18 protein-coding genes and 1 tRNA gene are annotated in these 17,896 nt (G+C 66.1%); 6 read left to right on the top strand and 13 right to left on the bottom strand.

Features of this window, described 5'->3' with window-relative positions; all coding sequences use genetic code 11:
* Nucleotides 1-31: 31 nt before the first annotated feature.
* The 4 genes from FGF80_RS16050 to FGF80_RS16035 all read right to left on the bottom strand — a co-directional run bounded on the left by FGF80_RS16050 (nucleotide 32) and on the right by FGF80_RS16035 (nucleotide 2,790).
* On the bottom strand, nucleotides 32-790 hold the full coding sequence (locus FGF80_RS16050) for a TraB domain-containing protein (RefSeq protein ID WP_138655131.1): 759 nt from the start codon (nucleotides 788-790) through the stop codon (nucleotides 32-34).
* A 47-nt stretch (nucleotides 791-837) separates the two neighbouring features.
* Complete coding sequence (locus FGF80_RS16045; RefSeq protein WP_138655129.1) at nucleotides 838-1,155, bottom strand: hypothetical protein; 318 nt, start codon at nucleotides 1,153-1,155, stop codon at nucleotides 838-840.
* A gap of 87 nt (nucleotides 1,156-1,242) precedes the next feature.
* Nucleotides 1,243-1,464: a hypothetical protein gene (locus FGF80_RS16040; protein WP_006183975.1), complete on the bottom strand. Its 222-nt coding sequence runs from the start codon at nucleotides 1,462-1,464 to the stop codon at nucleotides 1,243-1,245.
* Nucleotides 1,465-1,653: 189 nt separating this feature from the next.
* Nucleotides 1,654-2,790, bottom strand: a complete 1,137-nt coding sequence (locus tag FGF80_RS16035; protein ID WP_006183974.1) for a thiolase family protein — start codon at nucleotides 2,788-2,790, stop codon at nucleotides 1,654-1,656.
* A gap of 191 nt (nucleotides 2,791-2,981) precedes the next feature.
* On the opposite strand from FGF80_RS16035, the gene FGF80_RS16030 reads away from it, so the two are divergent.
* The 5 genes from FGF80_RS16030 (at nucleotide 2,982) to FGF80_RS16010 (ending at nucleotide 8,792) form a co-directional block, all read left to right on the top strand.
* Complete coding sequence (locus FGF80_RS16030) at nucleotides 2,982-4,973, top strand: beta-propeller domain-containing protein (RefSeq protein WP_138655127.1); 1,992 nt, start codon at nucleotides 2,982-2,984, stop codon at nucleotides 4,971-4,973.
* A gap of 100 nt (nucleotides 4,974-5,073) precedes the next feature.
* Complete coding sequence (locus tag FGF80_RS16025; protein WP_138655125.1) at nucleotides 5,074-5,727, top strand: DUF5806 family protein; 654 nt, start codon at nucleotides 5,074-5,076, stop codon at nucleotides 5,725-5,727.
* 39 nt (nucleotides 5,728-5,766) lie between these two features.
* The gene (locus FGF80_RS16020) at nucleotides 5,767-6,195 is read left to right on the top strand and encodes a hypothetical protein (protein WP_138655123.1); all 429 of its coding nucleotides are present in this window, start codon (nucleotides 5,767-5,769) and stop codon (nucleotides 6,193-6,195) included.
* 63 nt (nucleotides 6,196-6,258) lie between these two features.
* Nucleotides 6,259-7,731, top strand: coding sequence for an aldehyde dehydrogenase family protein (locus tag FGF80_RS16015; protein WP_138655121.1), 1,473 nt, complete (start codon nucleotides 6,259-6,261; stop codon nucleotides 7,729-7,731).
* A 152-nt stretch (nucleotides 7,732-7,883) separates the two neighbouring features.
* On the top strand, nucleotides 7,884-8,792 hold the full coding sequence (locus FGF80_RS16010; RefSeq protein WP_138655119.1) for a hypothetical protein: 909 nt from the start codon (nucleotides 7,884-7,886) through the stop codon (nucleotides 8,790-8,792).
* A 190-nt stretch (nucleotides 8,793-8,982) separates the two neighbouring features.
* Here the strand turns inward: FGF80_RS16010 and FGF80_RS16005 are convergent.
* The 5 genes from FGF80_RS16005 to FGF80_RS15985 form a co-directional block, all read right to left on the bottom strand.
* A tRNA-Leu gene (locus tag FGF80_RS16005) sits at nucleotides 8,983-9,066 on the bottom strand.
* A gap of 78 nt (nucleotides 9,067-9,144) precedes the next feature.
* On the bottom strand, nucleotides 9,145-9,483 hold the full coding sequence (locus FGF80_RS16000; RefSeq protein ID WP_006183970.1) for a hypothetical protein: 339 nt from the start codon (nucleotides 9,481-9,483) through the stop codon (nucleotides 9,145-9,147).
* A 70-nt stretch (nucleotides 9,484-9,553) separates the two neighbouring features.
* The gene (locus tag FGF80_RS15995) at nucleotides 9,554-10,504 is read right to left on the bottom strand and encodes an oxidoreductase (protein ID WP_138655117.1); all 951 of its coding nucleotides are present in this window, start codon (nucleotides 10,502-10,504) and stop codon (nucleotides 9,554-9,556) included.
* A gap of 42 nt (nucleotides 10,505-10,546) precedes the next feature.
* Nucleotides 10,547-11,143: a peptidylprolyl isomerase gene (locus FGF80_RS15990; RefSeq protein WP_138655115.1), complete on the bottom strand. Its 597-nt coding sequence runs from the start codon at nucleotides 11,141-11,143 to the stop codon at nucleotides 10,547-10,549.
* Nucleotides 11,144-11,279: 136 nt separating this feature from the next.
* Entirely contained in the window at nucleotides 11,280-11,798 is a 519-nt protein-coding gene (locus FGF80_RS15985; RefSeq protein ID WP_138655113.1) for a peptidylprolyl isomerase, read from the bottom strand.
* 221 nt (nucleotides 11,799-12,019) lie between these two features.
* Between FGF80_RS15985 and FGF80_RS15980 the strand changes: the two genes are divergently transcribed.
* Nucleotides 12,020-12,991: a succinylglutamate desuccinylase/aspartoacylase family protein gene (locus tag FGF80_RS15980; protein WP_138655111.1), complete on the top strand. Its 972-nt coding sequence runs from the start codon at nucleotides 12,020-12,022 to the stop codon at nucleotides 12,989-12,991.
* Between the two features lie 25 nt (nucleotides 12,992-13,016).
* Here FGF80_RS15980 and FGF80_RS15975 read toward each other — a convergent pair whose 3' ends face one another.
* From FGF80_RS15975 to FGF80_RS15960, 4 genes are all read right to left on the bottom strand, one after another.
* Nucleotides 13,017-13,775 carry an SDR family NAD(P)-dependent oxidoreductase gene (locus FGF80_RS15975; protein ID WP_138655109.1) on the bottom strand — a complete coding sequence of 253 codons (759 nt, stop codon included), beginning with the start codon at nucleotides 13,773-13,775 and terminating at the stop codon, nucleotides 13,017-13,019.
* Nucleotides 13,776-14,430: 655 nt separating this feature from the next.
* Nucleotides 14,431-15,177 (bottom strand): IclR family transcriptional regulator, encoded by a 747-nt coding sequence (locus FGF80_RS15970; protein ID WP_138655107.1) that lies wholly within the window; start codon nucleotides 15,175-15,177, stop codon nucleotides 14,431-14,433.
* Between the two features lie 130 nt (nucleotides 15,178-15,307).
* Nucleotides 15,308-16,318 (bottom strand): FAS1-like dehydratase domain-containing protein, encoded by a 1,011-nt coding sequence (locus FGF80_RS15965; protein ID WP_049907787.1) that lies wholly within the window; start codon nucleotides 16,316-16,318, stop codon nucleotides 15,308-15,310.
* 213 nt (nucleotides 16,319-16,531) lie between these two features.
* Nucleotides 16,532-17,782 carry an acyl-CoA dehydrogenase family protein gene (locus FGF80_RS15960; RefSeq protein ID WP_138655105.1) on the bottom strand — a complete coding sequence of 417 codons (1,251 nt, stop codon included), beginning with the start codon at nucleotides 17,780-17,782 and terminating at the stop codon, nucleotides 16,532-16,534.
* Nucleotides 17,783-17,896 lie beyond the last annotated feature (114 nt).

Below are 17,896 nucleotides of genomic sequence, written 5' to 3'. Positions count from 1 at the left end.
TCCCCGGTCGGCGCGAGCGGTTCGAGCCCGCTCACTCGATCGGAATTCGCGTTACCGTCCGTGCGGGCGTTCTGATCGGGACCGACTCGGTCCGCTCGGCGGCGTTGCGCTCGCCCTCGAGCGTCGCGAGTCGCCGCTCGACTCCGTTGTGGTGGCCCGCGCCGACGACCGCGACGACGTCGTGGCCCTCACGCCGGAGCGCGTGGAGCCGCCGTGCCATCGACCGATCCCGGCGGTCGATCAGTCCCGCCGCCACCTCGGGGAACAGCCGCCGGAGGTGGTCGATCGCCGGCCGGACGTCGTCACCGTGTGAAATCTCCGCGACGGGCTGCTCGAGCAGCGCCAGCAGGTCGGCGTACGCGTCCGGTCCCATCGACTGCGCACGGAGCATGCTTCGAGGGATCGTCAACGGGCCGACGCGACGGGCGAGTTCCCGCAGGGTCTCCGCGACCGGATCGTCGATCAGCGCGACGTCGAGGTCTCGCTCGGCGGCCGTCTCGATGGCCGCCTCCATGTCGGTGTACTCGGGGTCGAGCCCGGCGAGCCGGACGACCGTCCGCTGGAACGCACGGACTGCACTGTAGGTGGCCGCGGCCGGCGGCGACAACTCGCGGCTCAGCTCGGCGAGGTCCGGCCCGGTCGCGGCCTCGAGGCGCTCGAAGCGCGACTCGTCGAGTTCGACAGCGACGAGGTCCGGCTCGACCGCGCGGATTCGTTCTCGGACCCGTCGGCAATGTGTCGGCGAGAAGTGGACGCTGGGGACGACGGTGACTGTGCCGTGGTCGGACATCCCCTGTGTATTCACCGGCCAGCGGCTTGAAGCCACGACCCCGCCTGCTACTCGTCGTCGCTTTCCTCGAGCGCCGGCTCGAGGCGGTCGTCACCGCGCGACGGCAGCGACGTGTCGTCGGCCCGCGAGGGGTGGATGTTGACGTTGTGCCCCCGATAGGGGTCGGTCTCGGGATCGTAGGAGAGTTCGCTGCGCTCGAAGATGTAGATGAAAAACCCGATCAGCGGGATACAGAAGGTGATCGCCGCCCACTTCCACTGGGGCTCGAGGCCCACCCGACCGGCGTCCCAGTAGGCGAGTGCGGTGAGCCCGAGATGCCAGGCCAGCGGGATTCCGACGATGATCGCGAGCAACCCGATGCGCATACGAAACCTACGGACTCGAGGGTACTAAACGACCCGCCACCTGATGGGGGCTCGAGGATGGGCGGCGGAGAGCCGACGGACATGCTGTTAGCTCGCGTACTCCCCCCATCGCCCGAACGCACACTCGAGGCCGAACATGACGAGCGCCATCGTGACCGCTTGAACGAGGAGGAGGTCCCGACTCAACAGGAAGCCGACTGCGAGGACCCCGATACCCGTCGCCAACCCCAAAACGGCCGCGTACCGTCCGCGGGAGAGCCCCCGCAACCACGCATCGGTGCGGTCATAGAGACGTTTCACGCCGCCCATATGTTCCCGAAACGACTCGAACGTAAATATCCTGTCGAAACGTTCGCACCCATCGAAGCGGGCAGATCGGGTCAGATCACGCGCTGAATTCGTCTCGCGGCCGATCCTCGGTCCTGCGCCGTCCGTAACACGGCCCCTCGAGATCGCTCTCGATCCGCGGTTTTCGGCCGTTGGTCTCCGAACCGCGCTTCAGTTAACCTCGAACTCGATCGCCGCACCCTGTCCGAAGCCGACACAGAGCGTCGCCAGTCCGAGGCCGCCGCCGCGCTTCTGGAGTTCGTTGATCAGGGTCACCGGCAGGCGAGCGCCCGACGCGCCCAGCGGGTGACCGAGCGCGATCGCCCCGCCGTTGACGTTGAAGATCTCGGGGTCGATGCCGAGTTCGTCGCGCGAGTAGATCGACTGGCTCGCGAAGGCCTCGTTGAGTTCGACGAGATCGTAATCGTCGATGTCGCGGCCGTTGCGCTCGAGCAGCCCCTTCGTCGCCGGGACCGGGCCGATTCCCATGACGGTGGGATCGACGCCGGCGACGTTGTTCTGCCCGATCTCGGCCATGATCTCGAGGTCGTGTTCCTCGGCGAAGGCCTCGCTGGTGATCAGCAGGGCAGCGGCTCCGTCGGAGATCTGGGACGCGTTGCCGGGCGTGACGGTGCCGTCCTCCTTGAAGACGGTCGGAAGCTCGGCGAGTTTCTCCGGGGTGGTGCCCGGTCGGATGCCCTCGTCTTCCTCGACGGTGCCGTCCTCGGTTTCGATCGGGACGATCTCGTCGTCGAAGCGGCCTTCTTCGGTCGCCTCGGTGGCTCGCTGCTGGCTACGGGCGGCGTACTCGTCCTGTTCCTCGCGGCTGACGCCGTACTCCGCGGCGACTTTCTCGGCGGTCATCCCCATCTGGAGGTCCCCGAGGTCGTACAGTTCGGAGATCTTCGGGTGAATGTGGCCGTAGCTCTCGCCCATCGCGACGCGGCTCATGCTCTCGACGCCGCCGGCGATGATGGCGTCTCGGTTGCCGGCCGCGATGGCGTCGGAGGCGGAGATGACCGACTGCATCGAGGAGGCACACCAGCGGTTGATCGTCGTCGCCGGCACCGACTCCCCGAGTTCCGAGAGGAGAGCGATGACGCGGGCGAGGTTGTTGTCCTGCTCCTCGCGCTGCTGGGCGCAGCCCCACATCAGATCGTCGACCTCCTCCCCGGAGAGACCGGTTTCGGCCAGAATCTCGTCGATCAGTGGCACCGAGAGATCCTCGCTACGAACGTCGGCGTACACGCCGTCTTCTTTCCCCTGTGGCGTCCGGACTGCCTTGACTACGACTGGCGTCTGTGACATATACTACCGAATGCCCCTCACGAACTTAAATCCGGTCGAACTCTCGAGGGCGGGAAAAGGGTTTACGCGACGCGAACGCCGCCGAGCGGCGCTCTCTGGACGAGTGGTGATGGCGCTCCTCGGGTTCGGTGGGTGAAAGTGGCGTTTTACCTAGCGGTGCACCCTTATTACGAGGGTTGGATTGAAGGAATATGGATCGCAGAACGACTCTGATCGCGGTCGCCCTCGCAGCGCTGGTGGTGGGGTCGGTCATCGGTGCCGGCCTCACGGGCCTGTTCGACGAGCGGCGGACTGACGGGACCGACACCGAGCGAGCGGACGGGTCACTCGCCGGTCGGAGCGAACCCGAACTAACAACCTTCGCGTCCGAGGATGCGTTCGCCGAGTACTTTGCCGATCGATCGGAGACCGCTGCTCTGACTCGACCGTCCGCAACGGTTCGGGCGGCCGGTGACGACGCGGCGGTCGACGCGGAAGCGGACGCCGACGACGTGGCCGAGAGCGGCAGGAGTACCGACGCCGGCGGGATGGCCGACGGCGGCGGAATGTCCGACGGTGGCGCGGGCGAAACGACGTCCGCCTCGAACGGCGAGCCCCGCTACTCTGAGACGAACGTTCAGGAAGCGGCCCTCGACGAACCCGACGTACTGAAAACCGACGGCGAATCGGTCTACTACGCCGACCATCGCTACACGTCCCGATGGGGTGAGACGTCGATCGTCGACGTGAGCGACCCCGAAGCCCCCGAAACGATCGGCTCGATTCCCCTCTCCGGCGACCTGCTGCTCGCGGGAGAGACCCTCATCGTCCTCGGCGACGAGGAAGCCGCCGGCTACGACGTGAGCGATCCCGAGGCCCCCGACGAGCAGTGGCGCACGGACCTCGAGGCGCGACTCGAGACGGCCCGCCTGTATGACGGTGACCTTTACCTCGTCCTCGTCGACCGGCCGGGGGACGATCCGTGTCCGATCGAACCGTACGGCGATCGGACGATCGCGTGTACCGATGTCGTTCGACCGACCACGGATGCTGACGCCGATGCGGTCTACACGGCTGCCCGCGTCGATCCCGAGACGGGCCGCCTGGAAAGCGAGACAAGCGTCGTCGGCTCGCGTTCGCTGTCGGCGACCTACGTCTCGGAGAACGGAATCTACCTCTCCTATACCCGTTCGACCGACGAGTACGACCTGCGGCGGTCGTACCTCGGCAGCGAGAACGGCTCCGCGCTGCTCGACGCCGAGGCCCGCGAGCGCGTCGCGGCGCTGGACGACATCGACGTGTCCAAACGCGCCAAGGCCGTCGAACTACAGGAGATCCTCGACGACTGGCGCGACCGAATGGACGGGGACGCGCGCCGGAGTTCCGATCGCGCGTTCGAGACGGGACTTCGCGACTACGCCGCGGCGCACCAGCGCGAACTGACGACCACGGGGATCGTCAGGGTCGATATCGACGGCGACCTGTCCGTCGACGCCAGCGGTGAGGTTCCCGGGACGCCGCTTAATCAGTTCTCGATGGACGAACACGACGACCACCTCCGGATCGCGACGACGATTCCCCGAACCCACGGCGTCGACTCGGTGAACGATGTCTACGTCCTCGACTCGGACCTCGAGACGGTCGGCTCCGTGACCGGGCTCGGCGTCGACGAGCGCATCTACTCGGTCCGCTTCGAGGGCGACGAGGGCTACGTCGTCACCTACCGCGAGATCGATCCGTTCTACACGCTCGATCTCTCCGACCCGACCGATCCCGCCGTCGACGGCAAACTCAAACTCCCGGGCTTCTCGGAGTACCTCCACCCGCTCGAGGACGACCTCGTGCTCGGCATCGGTCAGGAGGACCGTCGTCCCAAGGCAACGCTATTCGACGTAAGCGATCCGACCGATCCCGTCGAACTCGACTCGGAAATCCTCTCCAGCGAGTACGGCAGCGATGTCAGTCGAACGCACACCGCCTTCCTACAGGACGAGGCCCACGGCGTCTTCTTCATGCCGGCCAGCCAGGGCAGTTACGTGTTCGACTACGAGGGCGGCGATCTCGAGGAGGTCGCCCGCGTCGACGTGGGTGGGCCCGGAACCCGCGCGATGTACGTCGGTGATCGTCTCTACGTCTTCGGGGAGGACCACGCGGTCGTCCTCGACGAGACGACCTGGACGGAAGAGACCCGCATCGATCTGTAACGCTGCAGGCCGCTTTCGTGCGGACTCGCCCGGTAGCCGCCCCTGCCCTCTCTCGTAGGGGAGGGGAATCCTTTTGCCCGCCGTTTCGTAATGCCACGCCATGGACGGCAACGAGACGGTCGACCGGCCCGATACCGACGCTCCGGAGCGGTCCGACGAGCCGACCGGCACGACCGACGACTCGAGCGACGGCGACGCGTCGATGCCGGGCGTTCCGGACCCCGATCCGCAGGAGAGCGACGTTCCCGACGACGTCCGGAAGTACGCCCGCTTCAAGAAGATAGACGGCGCGCAGTACGACCGCGTCAACGAGTTCCTTCGGGATCGGACCTACATCACCGCTCGCGAGTGGGCCATCGCCCGCCTCTGTTCGGACTTCCGGACCGAGACCGGCGTCGAGATGACCAAGATCGGCGAGAACCTGCCCGATCTGGTCCCGTTTATGACCGACACCTACTCGCCGCAGGCGGTCAACCAGGCCCGCTCGTCGTTCGAGGACAAGGTCCGCACCGCCGGCGCGACGTTCCTCTACGGCGCGATGTGTGACTTCTTCACCGCCGAGGAACTCGACGACGTGATGTATGAGGCCACCGAAGTCGCCAAGTTCCTGCTCGAGGTCGAGGGCGTCGACCTCGCCGTCGAGGACGAACTCGAGGCCGAGGAACGCATCTCGACGGTCATGCGGGAGGTCCGCGAGGCCAGCGAACAACTGCGTACGGAGGACCTCGCCGAGAGCGAGGAGGACGGCGAGTGACAGAAAACGGTAATATGGCTGTAGTGAGTCGACACGGACATGAACGACTCTCGTGACGAACGGTCGGGATCGGCCGACGACGGCGGGTTCTCGCCCGGACTGATCGGTGCCGGCATTGGCATCCTCGAGTTGCCGGTGTTTGGCTATCTCGGGCTCGTACTGTTCGGCCAACCGATCTTCGGCGCGTTCGTCGGGCTCGTACTGGGGCTCGGAACGTACCTTTCTTTTCCCGCCCTCGTGGCGGACGACGACTCCAGCGAGATCGAGACGGCTCCGGAACCCGTCGGCGACCGGCTCCGTCGGTTCCATCGCACGGCGGCCGGGCTCGCGCTCCCGCCGGCGGGGATCCTGTTGTTCGCATGGCGGTTCGTCAACGAGAACGTCCTGCTTGGGGTCCTCGCGACGGCCGTGATTGGCCTGGCGATTTACGCCCCACTTGCAGTGTTGCTGCCGCGACGACTCTCCTGACGCGGCCGATCGTTGCGCTTGCGCGTCCGCTACTTATGCCCGCTCGAGGGCTATGTCGCTCGCATGACGGACCTTCCACTGGCACCCGACGGCGGCTGGGAATCGCTCTATCTCGCGGGCGACTGGACCGACGGCGGCGATCGCGACGCGATCACCGTCGAGAACCCGTACACGCGTGAGTCGATCGCGTCCGTCCCGGCGGGGACCGACGCCGATGTCGACCGGGCCTACGAGACCGCCGCGTCGGCACAGGAGACGTGGGCCCAGCAACCGCCACAGGCCCGCGCAGGTGTGATCAGCGCAGCCATCCAGTTCGTCGGGGACCACCGCGAGGAGATCGTGGCACTCCTGGCCCGCGAGTCGGGGAGCACGCGGGTCAAATCCGAGGCCGAATTACAGACTGCGAGGGGAATGATGCAACAGGCCGCCAGCTACCCGTTCCGGATGGACGGCCAGCACGCTGACTCGATCACGCCGGGCAAGGAAAACGTCGCCGAGCGAGTACCGGTCGGCGTCGTCGGCGTCATCTCGCCGTGGAACTTCCCGCTGCATCTCTCGATGCGGGCGGTCGCGCCGGCGATCGCTGCCGGGAATTCGGTCGTCCTCAAACCCGCTTCGAACACGCCGATCACGGGCGGGTTGCTTCTCGCGCGGATTTTCGAGGCCGCTGGCGTTCCCGAGGGCGTCCTCAGCGTCGTCCCCGGCCGCGGCTCCGAGATCGGCGACGCGGTCGCCGGCCACGACACCCCCCGGACTATCGCCTTCACCGGCTCGACCGAGATCGGACAGGGGGTCGCCGCCACGGCGGCGCGCAACTGCGCCCTACCCGCCATGGAACTCGGCGGGAACAACGTCCACGTCGTCACCGACGACGCCGACCTCGAGCGGGCCGTCGACGGCGGCGTCTTCGGTTCCTTTCTGCACCAGGGCCAGATCTGCATCTCCATCAACCGCCACTTGGTCCACGAGGACGTCTACGACGAGTACGTCGACGCGCTGGCCGACCGGGCCGCGTCGCTGCCGACCGGCGATCCGACCGACGACGACACCGTCATCGGTCCCATCATCGACGAGAGTCAGCGCGATCAGATCCTCGAGTACGTCGAGGAGTCGGTCGACGCGGGCGCGACCCTCGAGACCGGCGGCGACCACGACGGACTCGTCGTCGAACCCACAGTCCTCTCCGACGCCGACAACGACATGGCCGCGGCCTGCAACGAACACTTCGGTCCCGTCGCGCCCGTGATCCCCTACGCGAGCGACGACGAGGCGATCGAATTGGCCAACGACACGATCCACGGCCTCTCGGGGTCGGTCCATAGCGAGACCATCGAACGGGCTCGCCGGATCGCGGACGGGATCGAGACGGGGATGATCCACATCAACGACCAACCGGTCAACGACGAACCGCACGTCCCCTTCGGCGGAATGAAGCAATCGGGCATGGGCCGGTACAACGGCGAGCAGATCCTCGAGGAAGTGACGACGACGAAGTGGATCTCGATCCAGCACGAGCCTCGCGAGTACCCGTTCTGAGTGCCACCTAGTCCACGGATCCACGGCGGTTCCGACCGTCTCGGTCCGTCGCTGCGTCCGATTCGATCGGGGTCCGCCCTCGCCGCTTCGTCTCGCTTCTCCCGGCTGGAAGCGTGGTCCTTATGATAGTATGAATTAACCAACTAGTAGGCATGGAACGCCGAACCTTCCTGGTCACCGCTGGCATCGGCACCTCGTCCCTCCTTGCGGGCTGTCTGAGCGACGGTCCGAGCGACGACGAATCCGACGGCGACGACGAACCGGACGCCGACGGCGGCGAGTCCGAACCCGAAAGCGAACCGGACCACGAGCAGGTCATCGAAACCTACCTCGAGGCCGCTCAGGCCGAAGATCCAGACGCGATGGCCGCGGTCGTCCACAGCGCGAGCCCGTTACAGGGGCTGCTCACCGATCCGGAGTGGGAGTTCGAATCGAACGGCGATGCCGATCTCGACGCCCTCGAGACCGAGACCGTCACCGCCGACGGCTCCGTCGACGATATCCGCGAACTCGAGGGAGCCGCGGTCTGGTTCGAGGACGCCGACCTCGAGGCCGAGATCGACGACGCGGAGATCACGCTGGTCCGCGCCGAACTGGACGATGCGGCCGCCGGCGACAGTGCCGGCGTCTACGCGCTCGTGACCGAGGACGACGAGTGGAAGATCTTCTGGATCAGCAGCGAGGACGACACCCCGGAAAACCCCGAGGACGCGTTCGAGCCGGAGATTATCGACACCGAGGATGATGTCGTCGAGCGGATCGAGTGGGGCGTCGACGCGGTGGATTCTCCCGAGGGCTCCGACATCGAAACCGGGGACTACGCCCGTGTCCACCTCACCGATTCGCCCGGCCGCAAGGCCGATCTGATCCGCATTGAATCGACGATCGCCGACTCGACGTTCGAGTTCTACGGTGAGAGCAAGGACGAGCCGTCGACCTCGTGGGCGGGGACCTGGGCGAACGTTCGGCTCAACGCCGACGGCGATCAGATCGTCGTAACTGCCGTCCAGGGGGACACCGAGACGGTCGTCCATCGGGAACACTACGGGCCGTCGGACTGATCCCGTCGATCGAGATCACGGATTTCGGCTCGAGGGCTGTCGTTGTACTGCTCGCGGATTGCTCGCAGCGACATGCGAGGGGTGGGGATTTGAACCACGGGAAGACGGTCGCTCACTCCGTTCACGCTGCGACTTCTCTCGTTCAAATCCCGCGTTACGTACTCGTCACTCACGAAGCGTTCGTGGCGAGTGCGAGGGTTGGGATTTGAACCCAAGGACCCCTACGGGAGCGGGTCTTAAGCCCACCGCCGTTGGCCTGCTTGGCTACCCTCGCACAGAAGTGCACGCGAAGATTGTCGCGGGGCGGGGATGTGCGTTTCGGTGTGCGCTCGCCGCTTCCGGCCACGAGTCCCTACCAGTCGACGCTCAGCGTGCCGTCACCGTGTGGATCGGGCGCGATCTCCTCGTCGGTCCGGCGGTCGACGACGTGGATGCAGCCGTCGTCTTTCTTCGCCGGGCAGATCTCCGCGGCGCGGATGTTGTGCTCGAGGTCGTCCTCGTCGAAGAAGTACTCGTTCGGCTGGGCCATGCCCGAGGCGATGGACATCTCCCAGTTGGCGCTGACTTCGGCGCACTTGCCCGCGCCGAAGCACTTGTTGGCCTCGAAGACGATCTTGTAGGGTTTTTCGTCGACCGGCGGCGCATCGGCCGAGCCGATGTCACTGGCGCGCTGAATGCCGTCGTTGCTCATTGTATATTCCTTCGGCCGCGTCGTCTTTCACGTTACGGTTGGGGCGACGCCGGAGAGACCGAGAGCGGTCTTACGCCGAGACTTCGCCCTTCGGTTCCGGCAGGTCGTAGCTGACACCGGTCAGTGCTTCCGAGACCGCCCACAGTCGGCGGGCCGTCTCCTCGTCGTAGGACCGATCCGAAGAGGCCTGCCGTTCGGGCGCGCCGCGCATGTTCAGCAGGCCGCCGGGGCCGTAGTACGCGCCCCCCTCGGCCCCTGGCGCGGTCGCGGCGTACAGCGTCGGGAGCGCGCCCATCTCGGCCGATTGCGCGACCACCGTGTTCATCAATTTCATCGCCGCCATTCGGATCCGACTCCCGCTCTGCTCTGGACCGCGGAACTGCAACTGCGTGTTCGCGTAGCCCGGATGCACGGCCATGCTCTCGGCGTTCATTCCTGCGGTGAGGAACCGCCGCTCGAGTTCGTACGCGAACAGGACGTTCGCCAGTTTCGACTGGGCGTAGGCGTCCCACTTGTCGTAGGCCTCCTCGCCCTGGAGGTCGTCGAAATCGATCTCGCCGCGCTCGTGGATGCCGCTCGAGACGGTGACGACCCGCGCCGGGTCGCCCTCGTCGGTCGCCAGGGTCTCGAGGAGGAGTCCAGTGAGCGCGACGTGTCCGAGGTGGTTGATGCCGAACTGGGCCTCGAACCCGTCGTCCGTCTCCGACCGCGGAATCGCCATGACGCCCGCGTTGTTGATCAGGACGTCGATCGGCTCGTCCGCGAGTCGGTCCGCGAACGACCGGACCGACTCGAGGTTCGCGAGGTCACACTCCTCGACGCGGAGGTCGGCATCGGGAACGTCCTCGCGAACGTCCCGAGCCGCGTCCTCGCCGCGCTCGGTGCTTCGAGTGGCCATGAGTACCGTCGCCCCGTTGCGCGCGAGCTCACGGGTCGTCTCGAGGCCGAGACCGCTGTTCGCGCCCGTGACGACGACCGTGCGGCCGCGCTGGTCGGGAACGTCGTCGGCTGTCCAACTCATACCACACCTAGTGTTGCCGTCCCTAAATGGATACCAGTCGAGTCACTCGGTGTTGACGGCGACGGACTCGAGGACGACGGGGTCCGTCGGCCGATCGTTGCCGTCGGTGTCGACGCTGCCGATCTCGCGGACGACGTCCATCCCGTCGGTGACGGTGCCGAAGACCGAGTGGCGGCCGTCGAGGTGCGGTTGCGGAGCGAGTGTAATGAAGAACTGCGAGCCGTTGGTGTCGGGGCCGGCGTTGGCCATACTCAGTACGCCCGCCTCATCGTGACGGAGGTCGGGGTGAAACTCGTCGTCGAACTCGTAGCCGGGGCCGCCGCGGCCGGTCCCGGTCGGATCGCCGGTCTGGATCATGAAGTCCTCGATGACGCGGTGGAAGGCCACGTCGTCGTACAGCGGTTCGCCCTCGACTGTTTCGTCCGTTTCGGGGTCGATCCACGCGCGCTCGCCCGTTGCGAGCCTGACGAAGTTCTCGACGGTTCGGGGCGCGCGGTCGCCGTAGAATTCGACCTCGATGTCGCCCTCGCTCGTGTGCAGCGTCGCCGTACGGTCTCCCTCTACCGCTGCGCTCGTCACGGATTCGTCCGCGTCGGGGGTCGTCTCATCTCCGCCGTCGCTCGTACAGCCCGCGAGCACGAGTCCGAGACTCGAGGCGATGCCGGCCAGTAGCGGTCGTCGATAGTGAATGATACCGGTCGTGGGACCGGCATCGAAGTAAGGATATCGGAGTCACTCGCGACCGACTGCCGACGGTGGCGGGCCGGAGCAGCGATTACTCGTAGTCGACGGAGACCGACTCGAGGACGACTTCTTCTTTCGGCTGGTCGTTGGCGTCGGTGTCGACGGAGCCGATCTCGTGGACGACATCCATCCCGTCGGTGACTTTGCCGAAGACCGAGTGGCGGCCGTCGAGGTGTGGCTGGGCGTCGAGCGTGATGAAGAACTGCGAGCCGTTGGTGTCGGGGCCGGAGTTGGCCATGCTCAGTACGCCCTCGTCGTCGTGGCGCAGGTCGTCGTGGAACTCGTCGTCGAACTCGTAGCCGGGGCCGCCGCGACCGGTCTCGGTCGGGTCGCCGCCCTGGATCATGAAGTCCTCGATGACGCGGTGGAAGGCCACGTCGTCGTACAGCGGCTCGCCTTCGACTTCCTCGCCCGTTTCGGGGTCGGTCCAGCTCTTCCCGCCGGTCGCGAGTCCGACGAAGTTGTCGACGGTCCGCGGTGCGCGCTCGTCGTAGAGTTCCACATCGATGTCGCCTTTGTTGGTGTGCAGCGTAGCAGTAACGTCTCCCATAGGAGCCGGAACGACCGGACGAGTGAAAACGCTAGTGGTCTCGGCTGGCCGATTCGAGTACCGACGGCCGATACGCAGTAGCCCTGTCGTTCCCCGAGTGGCGCTGTGAGGCGGCTGTGCGGGGACAGCTGGTGGCCGCCTTCCCGTACCGATCCATCGACCTTCCCGACTCGGCAACGGGCGGCCGCAGGTACATATCGCCGGGCGTGGAACGACGGGATATGACCGGAGGCACGCACACGGCCGAGCAGATACCGCTCGCCCGGCTGCCGTCGGGCGTTGAACTGACGACGACGGTCCACACCTACCGCGGCGACGAGCCGGGGCCGACGCTGTACGTGCAGGCCGCCCAGCACGGCCGCGAGATCAACGGAACGGAGGTGTTGCGGCGGTTCCACGAGCGGCTGCCCCTCGAGTCGCTGTCCGGAACCGTGATCGCCGTTCCCGTCGCGAACCCGCTGACGTTCGATCGCGTCTCGTACACGACGCCGGAGCAATTCGACAGCGTCAATCCCAACATGAACCGAATCTGGCCGGGCAACAGCGACGGGAGCATCACCCAGCGCATGGCCGCCCGCCTCTGGGAGTACGTCACGGCGGCCGACGCGCTCGTCGACCTCCACACCGGGAGCCCCGATATGCTTCCCCACGTCGTCTACCGCGAGGGTGACGAGCGCTCCCGCCGACTCGCCGAAGCGTTCGGAGCCGACCTCCTGTTGTCCGAACGGGCCGCCGAGGACGCCTCCGACGAGTGGCACCGCCGCGGGTTCGCGGGCAAACTTCGCGTCGTCGCCGCCGAGGAAAACCTCCCGTCGATCACGCCCGAACTCGCCCACAACAAACAACTCCTCGAGGACGTCATCGAGGCGGGCGTCGACGGCCTCTGCGATGTCTGTCGGTATCTCGGTCTGCTGCCCGGCACCGTTCCCGAGCGCGAGCAGGTCGTCGCCCGAAACCACTGCGGCCAGGTCACCGCGGACGACTCCGGGCTCTTCCGCCCGAACCCGTCGCTCGAGGTAGGTGAGTCGATCGCCGACGGAACGCTTCTGGGGACGGTCTATCATCCGACGCGCTACGACCCGCTCCACAAGGCGCGTGCCGACCGGGAGGGCATACTCTACGCGCTCACTCGCGAGGCGACCGTGACCGCCGGCGACCAACTCGCGAGCGTGGCGCTGGTCCACGGGGAGTGAGACGACGGCGGTGTGGCGGCGCAGTTCAGGCCGAGAAACCGCCGTCGACGACCAGTCCGTGGCCGTTGACGAACGAGGACTCGTCGCTGGCCAGGAACAGGATCGCGTCCGCGATCTCTTCGGGTTCGGCGAGGCGCTTGAGCGGGTACTGCTCGATCAGTTGCTCGCGAGCCCGGTCGGGGTTCTCCTGCTCATCGAGGTACCGTTCGAGCAGGGAGGTCTCGGTGAAGCCGGGACAGACCGTGTTCGCGCGGACGCCGTACGGACCGGCCTCCGCGGCGACCGCCCTCGTCATGTTCAGGACCGCACCCTTGCTCATCGAGTAGGCAGCCTGCTTGGGGAGCCCGAGGATGCTCGCCAGCGACCCGACGTTGACGATGGCACCGTGGCCCTGCGATTTCAGATGCGGGAGCGCGGCGTGACAACCGTTCCAGACGCCGTTGACGTTGACGTTCATAACGAAGTCGCGCATATCGTCGTCGACGTCCTCGAGACTCCCGGCCGGATGGCCGGTCCCGGCGTTGTTGATCAGCACGTCGAGGCCGTCGTCGTCGGCGACCGCGTCGATGACCGCGTGGAACTGGTCGCTGTCGGTGACGTCGAGTTCGTGGAACGCGGCCTCCCCACCGGCGTCCTCGATCGCCCGTACGACCGCGTCTCCGCCCTCGGTATCGACATCAGTGACGATGACGCGTGCGCCCTCCTCGGCGCAGCGCTCGGCCGTCGCCTGTCCGATACCCGACGCCGCACCCGTGATAACTACTGTCTTGTTTTCGAGTCGCATAGATCCCGTATCGAGCGGGCAGTACATAAATTCGTTCATCATTTTCGATCTATTCCCGACGCTGTTTTCGAAATATTCACTGTGGTCGAACAGTGGAAGCCAACCATCGCACGGGGCCTGCGACCGAGCGGTGCGTCGCCGGAACGATGACCCCGCCTCCCATTCTCCAATATTTTCCATTCCCGAATGTAATAATTGATCTGTCATGAATGGGCCGACCGTGAAACACGGAGCCCGGGTGATCAATGGCGACAGTCCGTTGCTTCAGTGGCCGAGACGCCGCTTCGACGCCGGTCTCGAGTGGTTCCAGTTCGGAGTACCGTACGGGTGATACGGAGGCTCGGAAATGGTCTCTCCGAGAGCCAGAGCGGAGTTACCGATCGCTCGCCGAGTTCGCGATCTCTACGGTCGTTTCATTATTCATAGATAGCTGGGATAGTGGTATTATTGCATACTTGATAATCAATGGTCCGTCTCAGTCGAACGGGTTCGAGTATCCGAGGGGAATTTGTCCGGCGTCACGACCGAGACCGATATTACAGACATATCTCTGTAATTCAGTGGTCGATGACGCACTGAGTTCCCGGTCGAACGGGACCGACGGGCCCCCGCGATGTCTCGAGTGATGTGCTATGTGTTCACTGTCATCGAACGGCTACGAGAACAGCAGATTCACCTCGATCGTATTCGCCGTCGACAGCAACTGAGTGCGGAGGTCGCGTTCTTCCCACTCGTTCGCGAGTCGGCGGTCCGGTCCGGCGACGGTAACCGCGCCGTAGACGGTGCCGTCGGTGTCGCGTATCGGGGCGGCGATCGCACTGATCCCCTGGAGGTACTCCTCGCGGCTGTACGCGACGCCCGCCTCGCGAACCGCGGCGAGTTCATCGACGAGGGCGTCGCGATCGCCGATCGTGTCCTCGGTAAAAACCGGGAGTCCCCACTCGTCGATGATCCCGTCGATTCGCTCCTCGGGGAAGTGGGCGAGCATGGCCTTTCCGCCGGCCGAACTGTGCAGATAGGTGTGCGTCCCGACATCGATGTCGCTGGTGAACGACCGGGTGCCCTCGCTGACGTTGACGACCGTTCCCAGTCCGTTCTGGTGTGTCGAACAGAGCACTCGTTCCCCAACCCGCTCCGATAGCTCGGCGATCGGGGTCTCCGACGCCGCGTACAGCGACTCGGCGTATTTGACGTGCTCGCCGAAGGAGAGGAATCGGAGGCTCAGCCGATATTCGTCGTCCTCCTGGACCACGTACCCCTTTGACCGCAGCGTCGTCAGATGGGCGTGAACCGTGCTCTTCGCGAGCCCCGTCCGCTCGGCGAGTACCGTGACGCCGGCCCCATCCGCCTGCCACAGTGCCTCGAGCACGACGGGCGCACTACAGGAGTCACTCCACGTCACTACACACCTGACCGCATGACGGCGTTACGGTCAGTCCGGAACGCGTTTCAGTGGCGACCATTTCGGGCGGGGCTCCGACAGGGCCGCGAGTCCGGGTTCGCGCCGGAGCCACAACCGAGTGTGGCCTTGTTCACTCGAGAGCGGCGGTCGCCGTCCCCGTCAGCAGCGTCTCGCCGTCGGTCGTCCGGGCCTCGAGTGCCGTCTCGACCGTTCCCGCGTCGGGGTCGATCTCGGCGACTTCGCCGCTCGCGACGATTGTCTCGTCGGGAAAGACCCGGGACTGGAACCGCACGCCGAAGCTCGTTACGTCCCGCAGCTCGAACCAGTTGGCGACGACCCGCGAGGTGACGCCGGCGGTGAACATCCCCTGGCCGAAAACGCTCTCGTTGCCCGCCGCCGTCGCGTAGGGCTCGTCGTAGTGGATCGGGTTGAAGTCGCCGCTGGCCCCGGCGTACTTGACGAACTGCTGGCGCTCGAGGTTCGGGACGACGACGGTTGGGCCGGCGGCACCGGGCTCGAGGCCGTCGACGGTGCGGACGCGATCGAACTCGTCGACCGTTGCCGTGGGTGCTGCCGGCTCCGGATTCGCGGTGCCGCCGTCGGGCTCGGTCGACGCGTTGCTCGAGGACCCGTCGCCGCTCTCGTCGCCGTTGTCGACCGCTCCCTCCGTTTCGATCGCCGTCGAGCGGTCGGTCAGGACGAGGTCGCCGTCCGGCGTCCGGTACTCGGTCTCGAGGACGGCGAAGGTCATCGTCCCCGCACGACCGCCCTCGCGCTGAAAGACGTCCACGAGGGTGGTCGTCCCCTCGAGCACGTCGCCGACGTAGATGGGACGTTCGTACTCGTAGGCCTGCTCGCCGTGGAGGACGTACTCCGGCTTGAAGCCCAGATCGAACCCCTTCCCGTCGACGTCGGCGGGCGTGTAGCGGGGGAATCGGCCGACCTGCGTGTAGGTCAACGGCGCGGGGACGCGATCGTAGTCCCGGTCCGCGGCGACCGACCCGTCGCGGAAGACGGGGTCTGCGGCCGTGATCGCCCGCGCGAACTCCTCGACTTTGCCGGGTTCGATACGAAACGCTTCGACGGTGACGCGGGCGTCGCCGACCATTGCCTCGAGTTCCGCGAGCGGCCTATTCGGCATGGACGCCCTCCGTGGCTCGCGCGAGAGTCGTCGACCGGTCGGTCGGCGCGTCGTATCGCACCTCGGCGCGGTGTCCGCGTTTCATTGCCGCCATGGTTTGTGGACGACTGACATAACAGTACCCTTCTCGGACGGGACTGCATAATCTTCGGACGGCGACGCGAGCCCCGCTTTTCGGTCGGGGTTCGAAACGGCTCGCTCGAGTCCGGACCGTTACTCGTCGAGGCCGTCGATCCGCAGGTCCTCGTCGAACTGCAGGGTGTTCTCGATTTCGGCCTCGTCGATGTCCTCGAACGCCCAGCGAGCGATCGAACGGCGGTGGACCTCGTCGGCCCCGTCGACGATGCGGAACGCACGGACGTTCTCGTAGAAGTGGGCGATCGGCAGGTCCTTGCCGATCCCGTTGCCCCCACAACACTGGAGGGCGAGGTCGATGGTCTCGTTGGTGACGTTGGCGGTGAACATCTTCGACATCGCGACCTCGATGCGGGCGTCGCTGCGGTCGAGTTCGCGCGCGGCGTGGCGAACCATACAGCGAGCGGCGTGCAAACGCGTCTCGGCGTCGGCGATCCGATGGCGCAGCGCCTGTTTGTCCTCGAGTTTCGTGCCGAAGGCCTCGCGTTCCTGCAGGTAGGCCTTGGCGATGTCGAGCGAGCGCTCGGCCATGCCGGAGTAGCGCATGCAGTGGGTCAGTCGGCCGCCGCCGAGTCGCATCTGCGCGATCCGGAACCCGGCCCCCTCCTCGCCGATCGTGTTTTCGACGGGGACGCGGACGTTGTCGAACTTCACTTCGGCGTGGCCGCCCTCGCGCTCGGTGATGCCGTGGCCGCCGAGGTGGGGAACGTTCCGCTGGACGTTGACGCCGTCGGCGTCACGCGGAACGAGGATGATCGAGGTTCCCTCGTAGGGGTGGGCGTCGAGGTCGGTCCGGGCCATCACCAGATAGAAATCGGCGTCCAGTCCGTCGGAGGTCCACCACTTGTGGGCGTTGACGACCCACTCGTCGCCGTCCTTGACCGCGGTACTCTGGAGCATCTTGGGGTCCGAGCCGGCACCGACCTTGGGCTCGGTCATCGCGAACGCCGAGGAGAGTTCGCCCTGTACGAGCGGTCGGAGATACTCCGCTTTCTGTTCCTCGGTCCCGACCATCTCCAAGGTGTGCATGTTCCCCTCCTGAGGCGCGTTCGCGCGGATCGCGAGCGCGCCGATCAGCGAGCGACCGACCTGTTCGAACGACGGCAGCATGTCGCTGAAGTCCAGCCCCTGTCCGCCGTACTCCTCGGGCACCTGCGGCGCGAACAGGTCGCGTTCCTTGGCCAGTTCCCACAGGTCCTCGATCTCGCCCGTCGTGATCTCCTCGCCCGTGGCGAGCGCCTCTCGCTCGCGCGGGATGACGACCTCGTCCATGAAGTCCGCTACGCGGCCCGCAACCTCCTTTGCCGTCTCGGAGTCGTGGTACTCCATATCACTCATGACAGGATACAGCATTGTAAAGCTATAGGTAAGAGATCGCATAAATTGGCAACCGGTTGTCGGGCACCGGTCGGCGCTTCGCTCTCGAGACGCCCCTGGTCGGCG

This window comes from Natrinema pallidum, from assembly GCF_005890195.1.
Taxonomy (GTDB): Archaea; Halobacteriota; Halobacteria; order Halobacteriales; family Natrialbaceae; genus Natrinema; species Natrinema pallidum.
This window is presented reverse-complemented; position numbering and strand designations above follow the sequence as displayed.

What these genes read in the sequence shown, in the direction of transcription:
- FGF80_RS15980 (WP_138655111.1), top strand. Translation starts at nt 12,020, where the DNA reads ATGACCGGAGGCACGCACACGGCCGAGCAGATACCGCTCGCCCGGCTG.
- FGF80_RS15985 (WP_138655113.1), bottom strand. Translation starts at nt 11,798, where the DNA reads ATGGGAGACGTTACTGCTACGCTGCACACCAACAAAGGCGACATCGAT.
- FGF80_RS16030 (WP_138655127.1), top strand. Translation starts at nt 2,982, where the DNA reads ATGGATCGCAGAACGACTCTGATCGCGGTCGCCCTCGCAGCGCTGGTG.
- FGF80_RS15965 (WP_049907787.1), bottom strand. Translation starts at nt 16,318, where the DNA reads ATGCCGAATAGGCCGCTCGCGGAACTCGAGGCAATGGTCGGCGACGCC.
- FGF80_RS16050 (WP_138655131.1), bottom strand. Translation starts at nt 790, where the DNA reads ATGTCCGACCACGGCACAGTCACCGTCGTCCCCAGCGTCCACTTCTCG.
- FGF80_RS16000 (WP_006183970.1), bottom strand. Translation starts at nt 9,483, where the DNA reads ATGAGCAACGACGGCATTCAGCGCGCCAGTGACATCGGCTCGGCCGAT.
- FGF80_RS16045 (WP_138655129.1), bottom strand. Translation starts at nt 1,155, where the DNA reads ATGCGCATCGGGTTGCTCGCGATCATCGTCGGAATCCCGCTGGCCTGG.
- FGF80_RS15960 (WP_138655105.1), bottom strand. Translation starts at nt 17,782, where the DNA reads ATGGAGTACCACGACTCCGAGACGGCAAAGGAGGTTGCGGGCCGCGTA.
- FGF80_RS16040 (WP_006183975.1), bottom strand. Translation starts at nt 1,464, where the DNA reads ATGGGCGGCGTGAAACGTCTCTATGACCGCACCGATGCGTGGTTGCGG.
- FGF80_RS15995 (WP_138655117.1), bottom strand. Translation starts at nt 10,504, where the DNA reads ATGAGTTGGACAGCCGACGACGTTCCCGACCAGCGCGGCCGCACGGTC.
- FGF80_RS16025 (WP_138655125.1), top strand. Translation starts at nt 5,074, where the DNA reads ATGGACGGCAACGAGACGGTCGACCGGCCCGATACCGACGCTCCGGAG.
- FGF80_RS16010 (WP_138655119.1), top strand. Translation starts at nt 7,884, where the DNA reads ATGGAACGCCGAACCTTCCTGGTCACCGCTGGCATCGGCACCTCGTCC.
- FGF80_RS16020 (WP_138655123.1), top strand. Translation starts at nt 5,767, where the DNA reads ATGAACGACTCTCGTGACGAACGGTCGGGATCGGCCGACGACGGCGGG.
- FGF80_RS16035 (WP_006183974.1), bottom strand. Translation starts at nt 2,790, where the DNA reads ATGTCACAGACGCCAGTCGTAGTCAAGGCAGTCCGGACGCCACAGGGG.
- FGF80_RS15975 (WP_138655109.1), bottom strand. Translation starts at nt 13,775, where the DNA reads ATGCGACTCGAAAACAAGACAGTAGTTATCACGGGTGCGGCGTCGGGT.
- FGF80_RS16015 (WP_138655121.1), top strand. Translation starts at nt 6,259, where the DNA reads ATGACGGACCTTCCACTGGCACCCGACGGCGGCTGGGAATCGCTCTAT.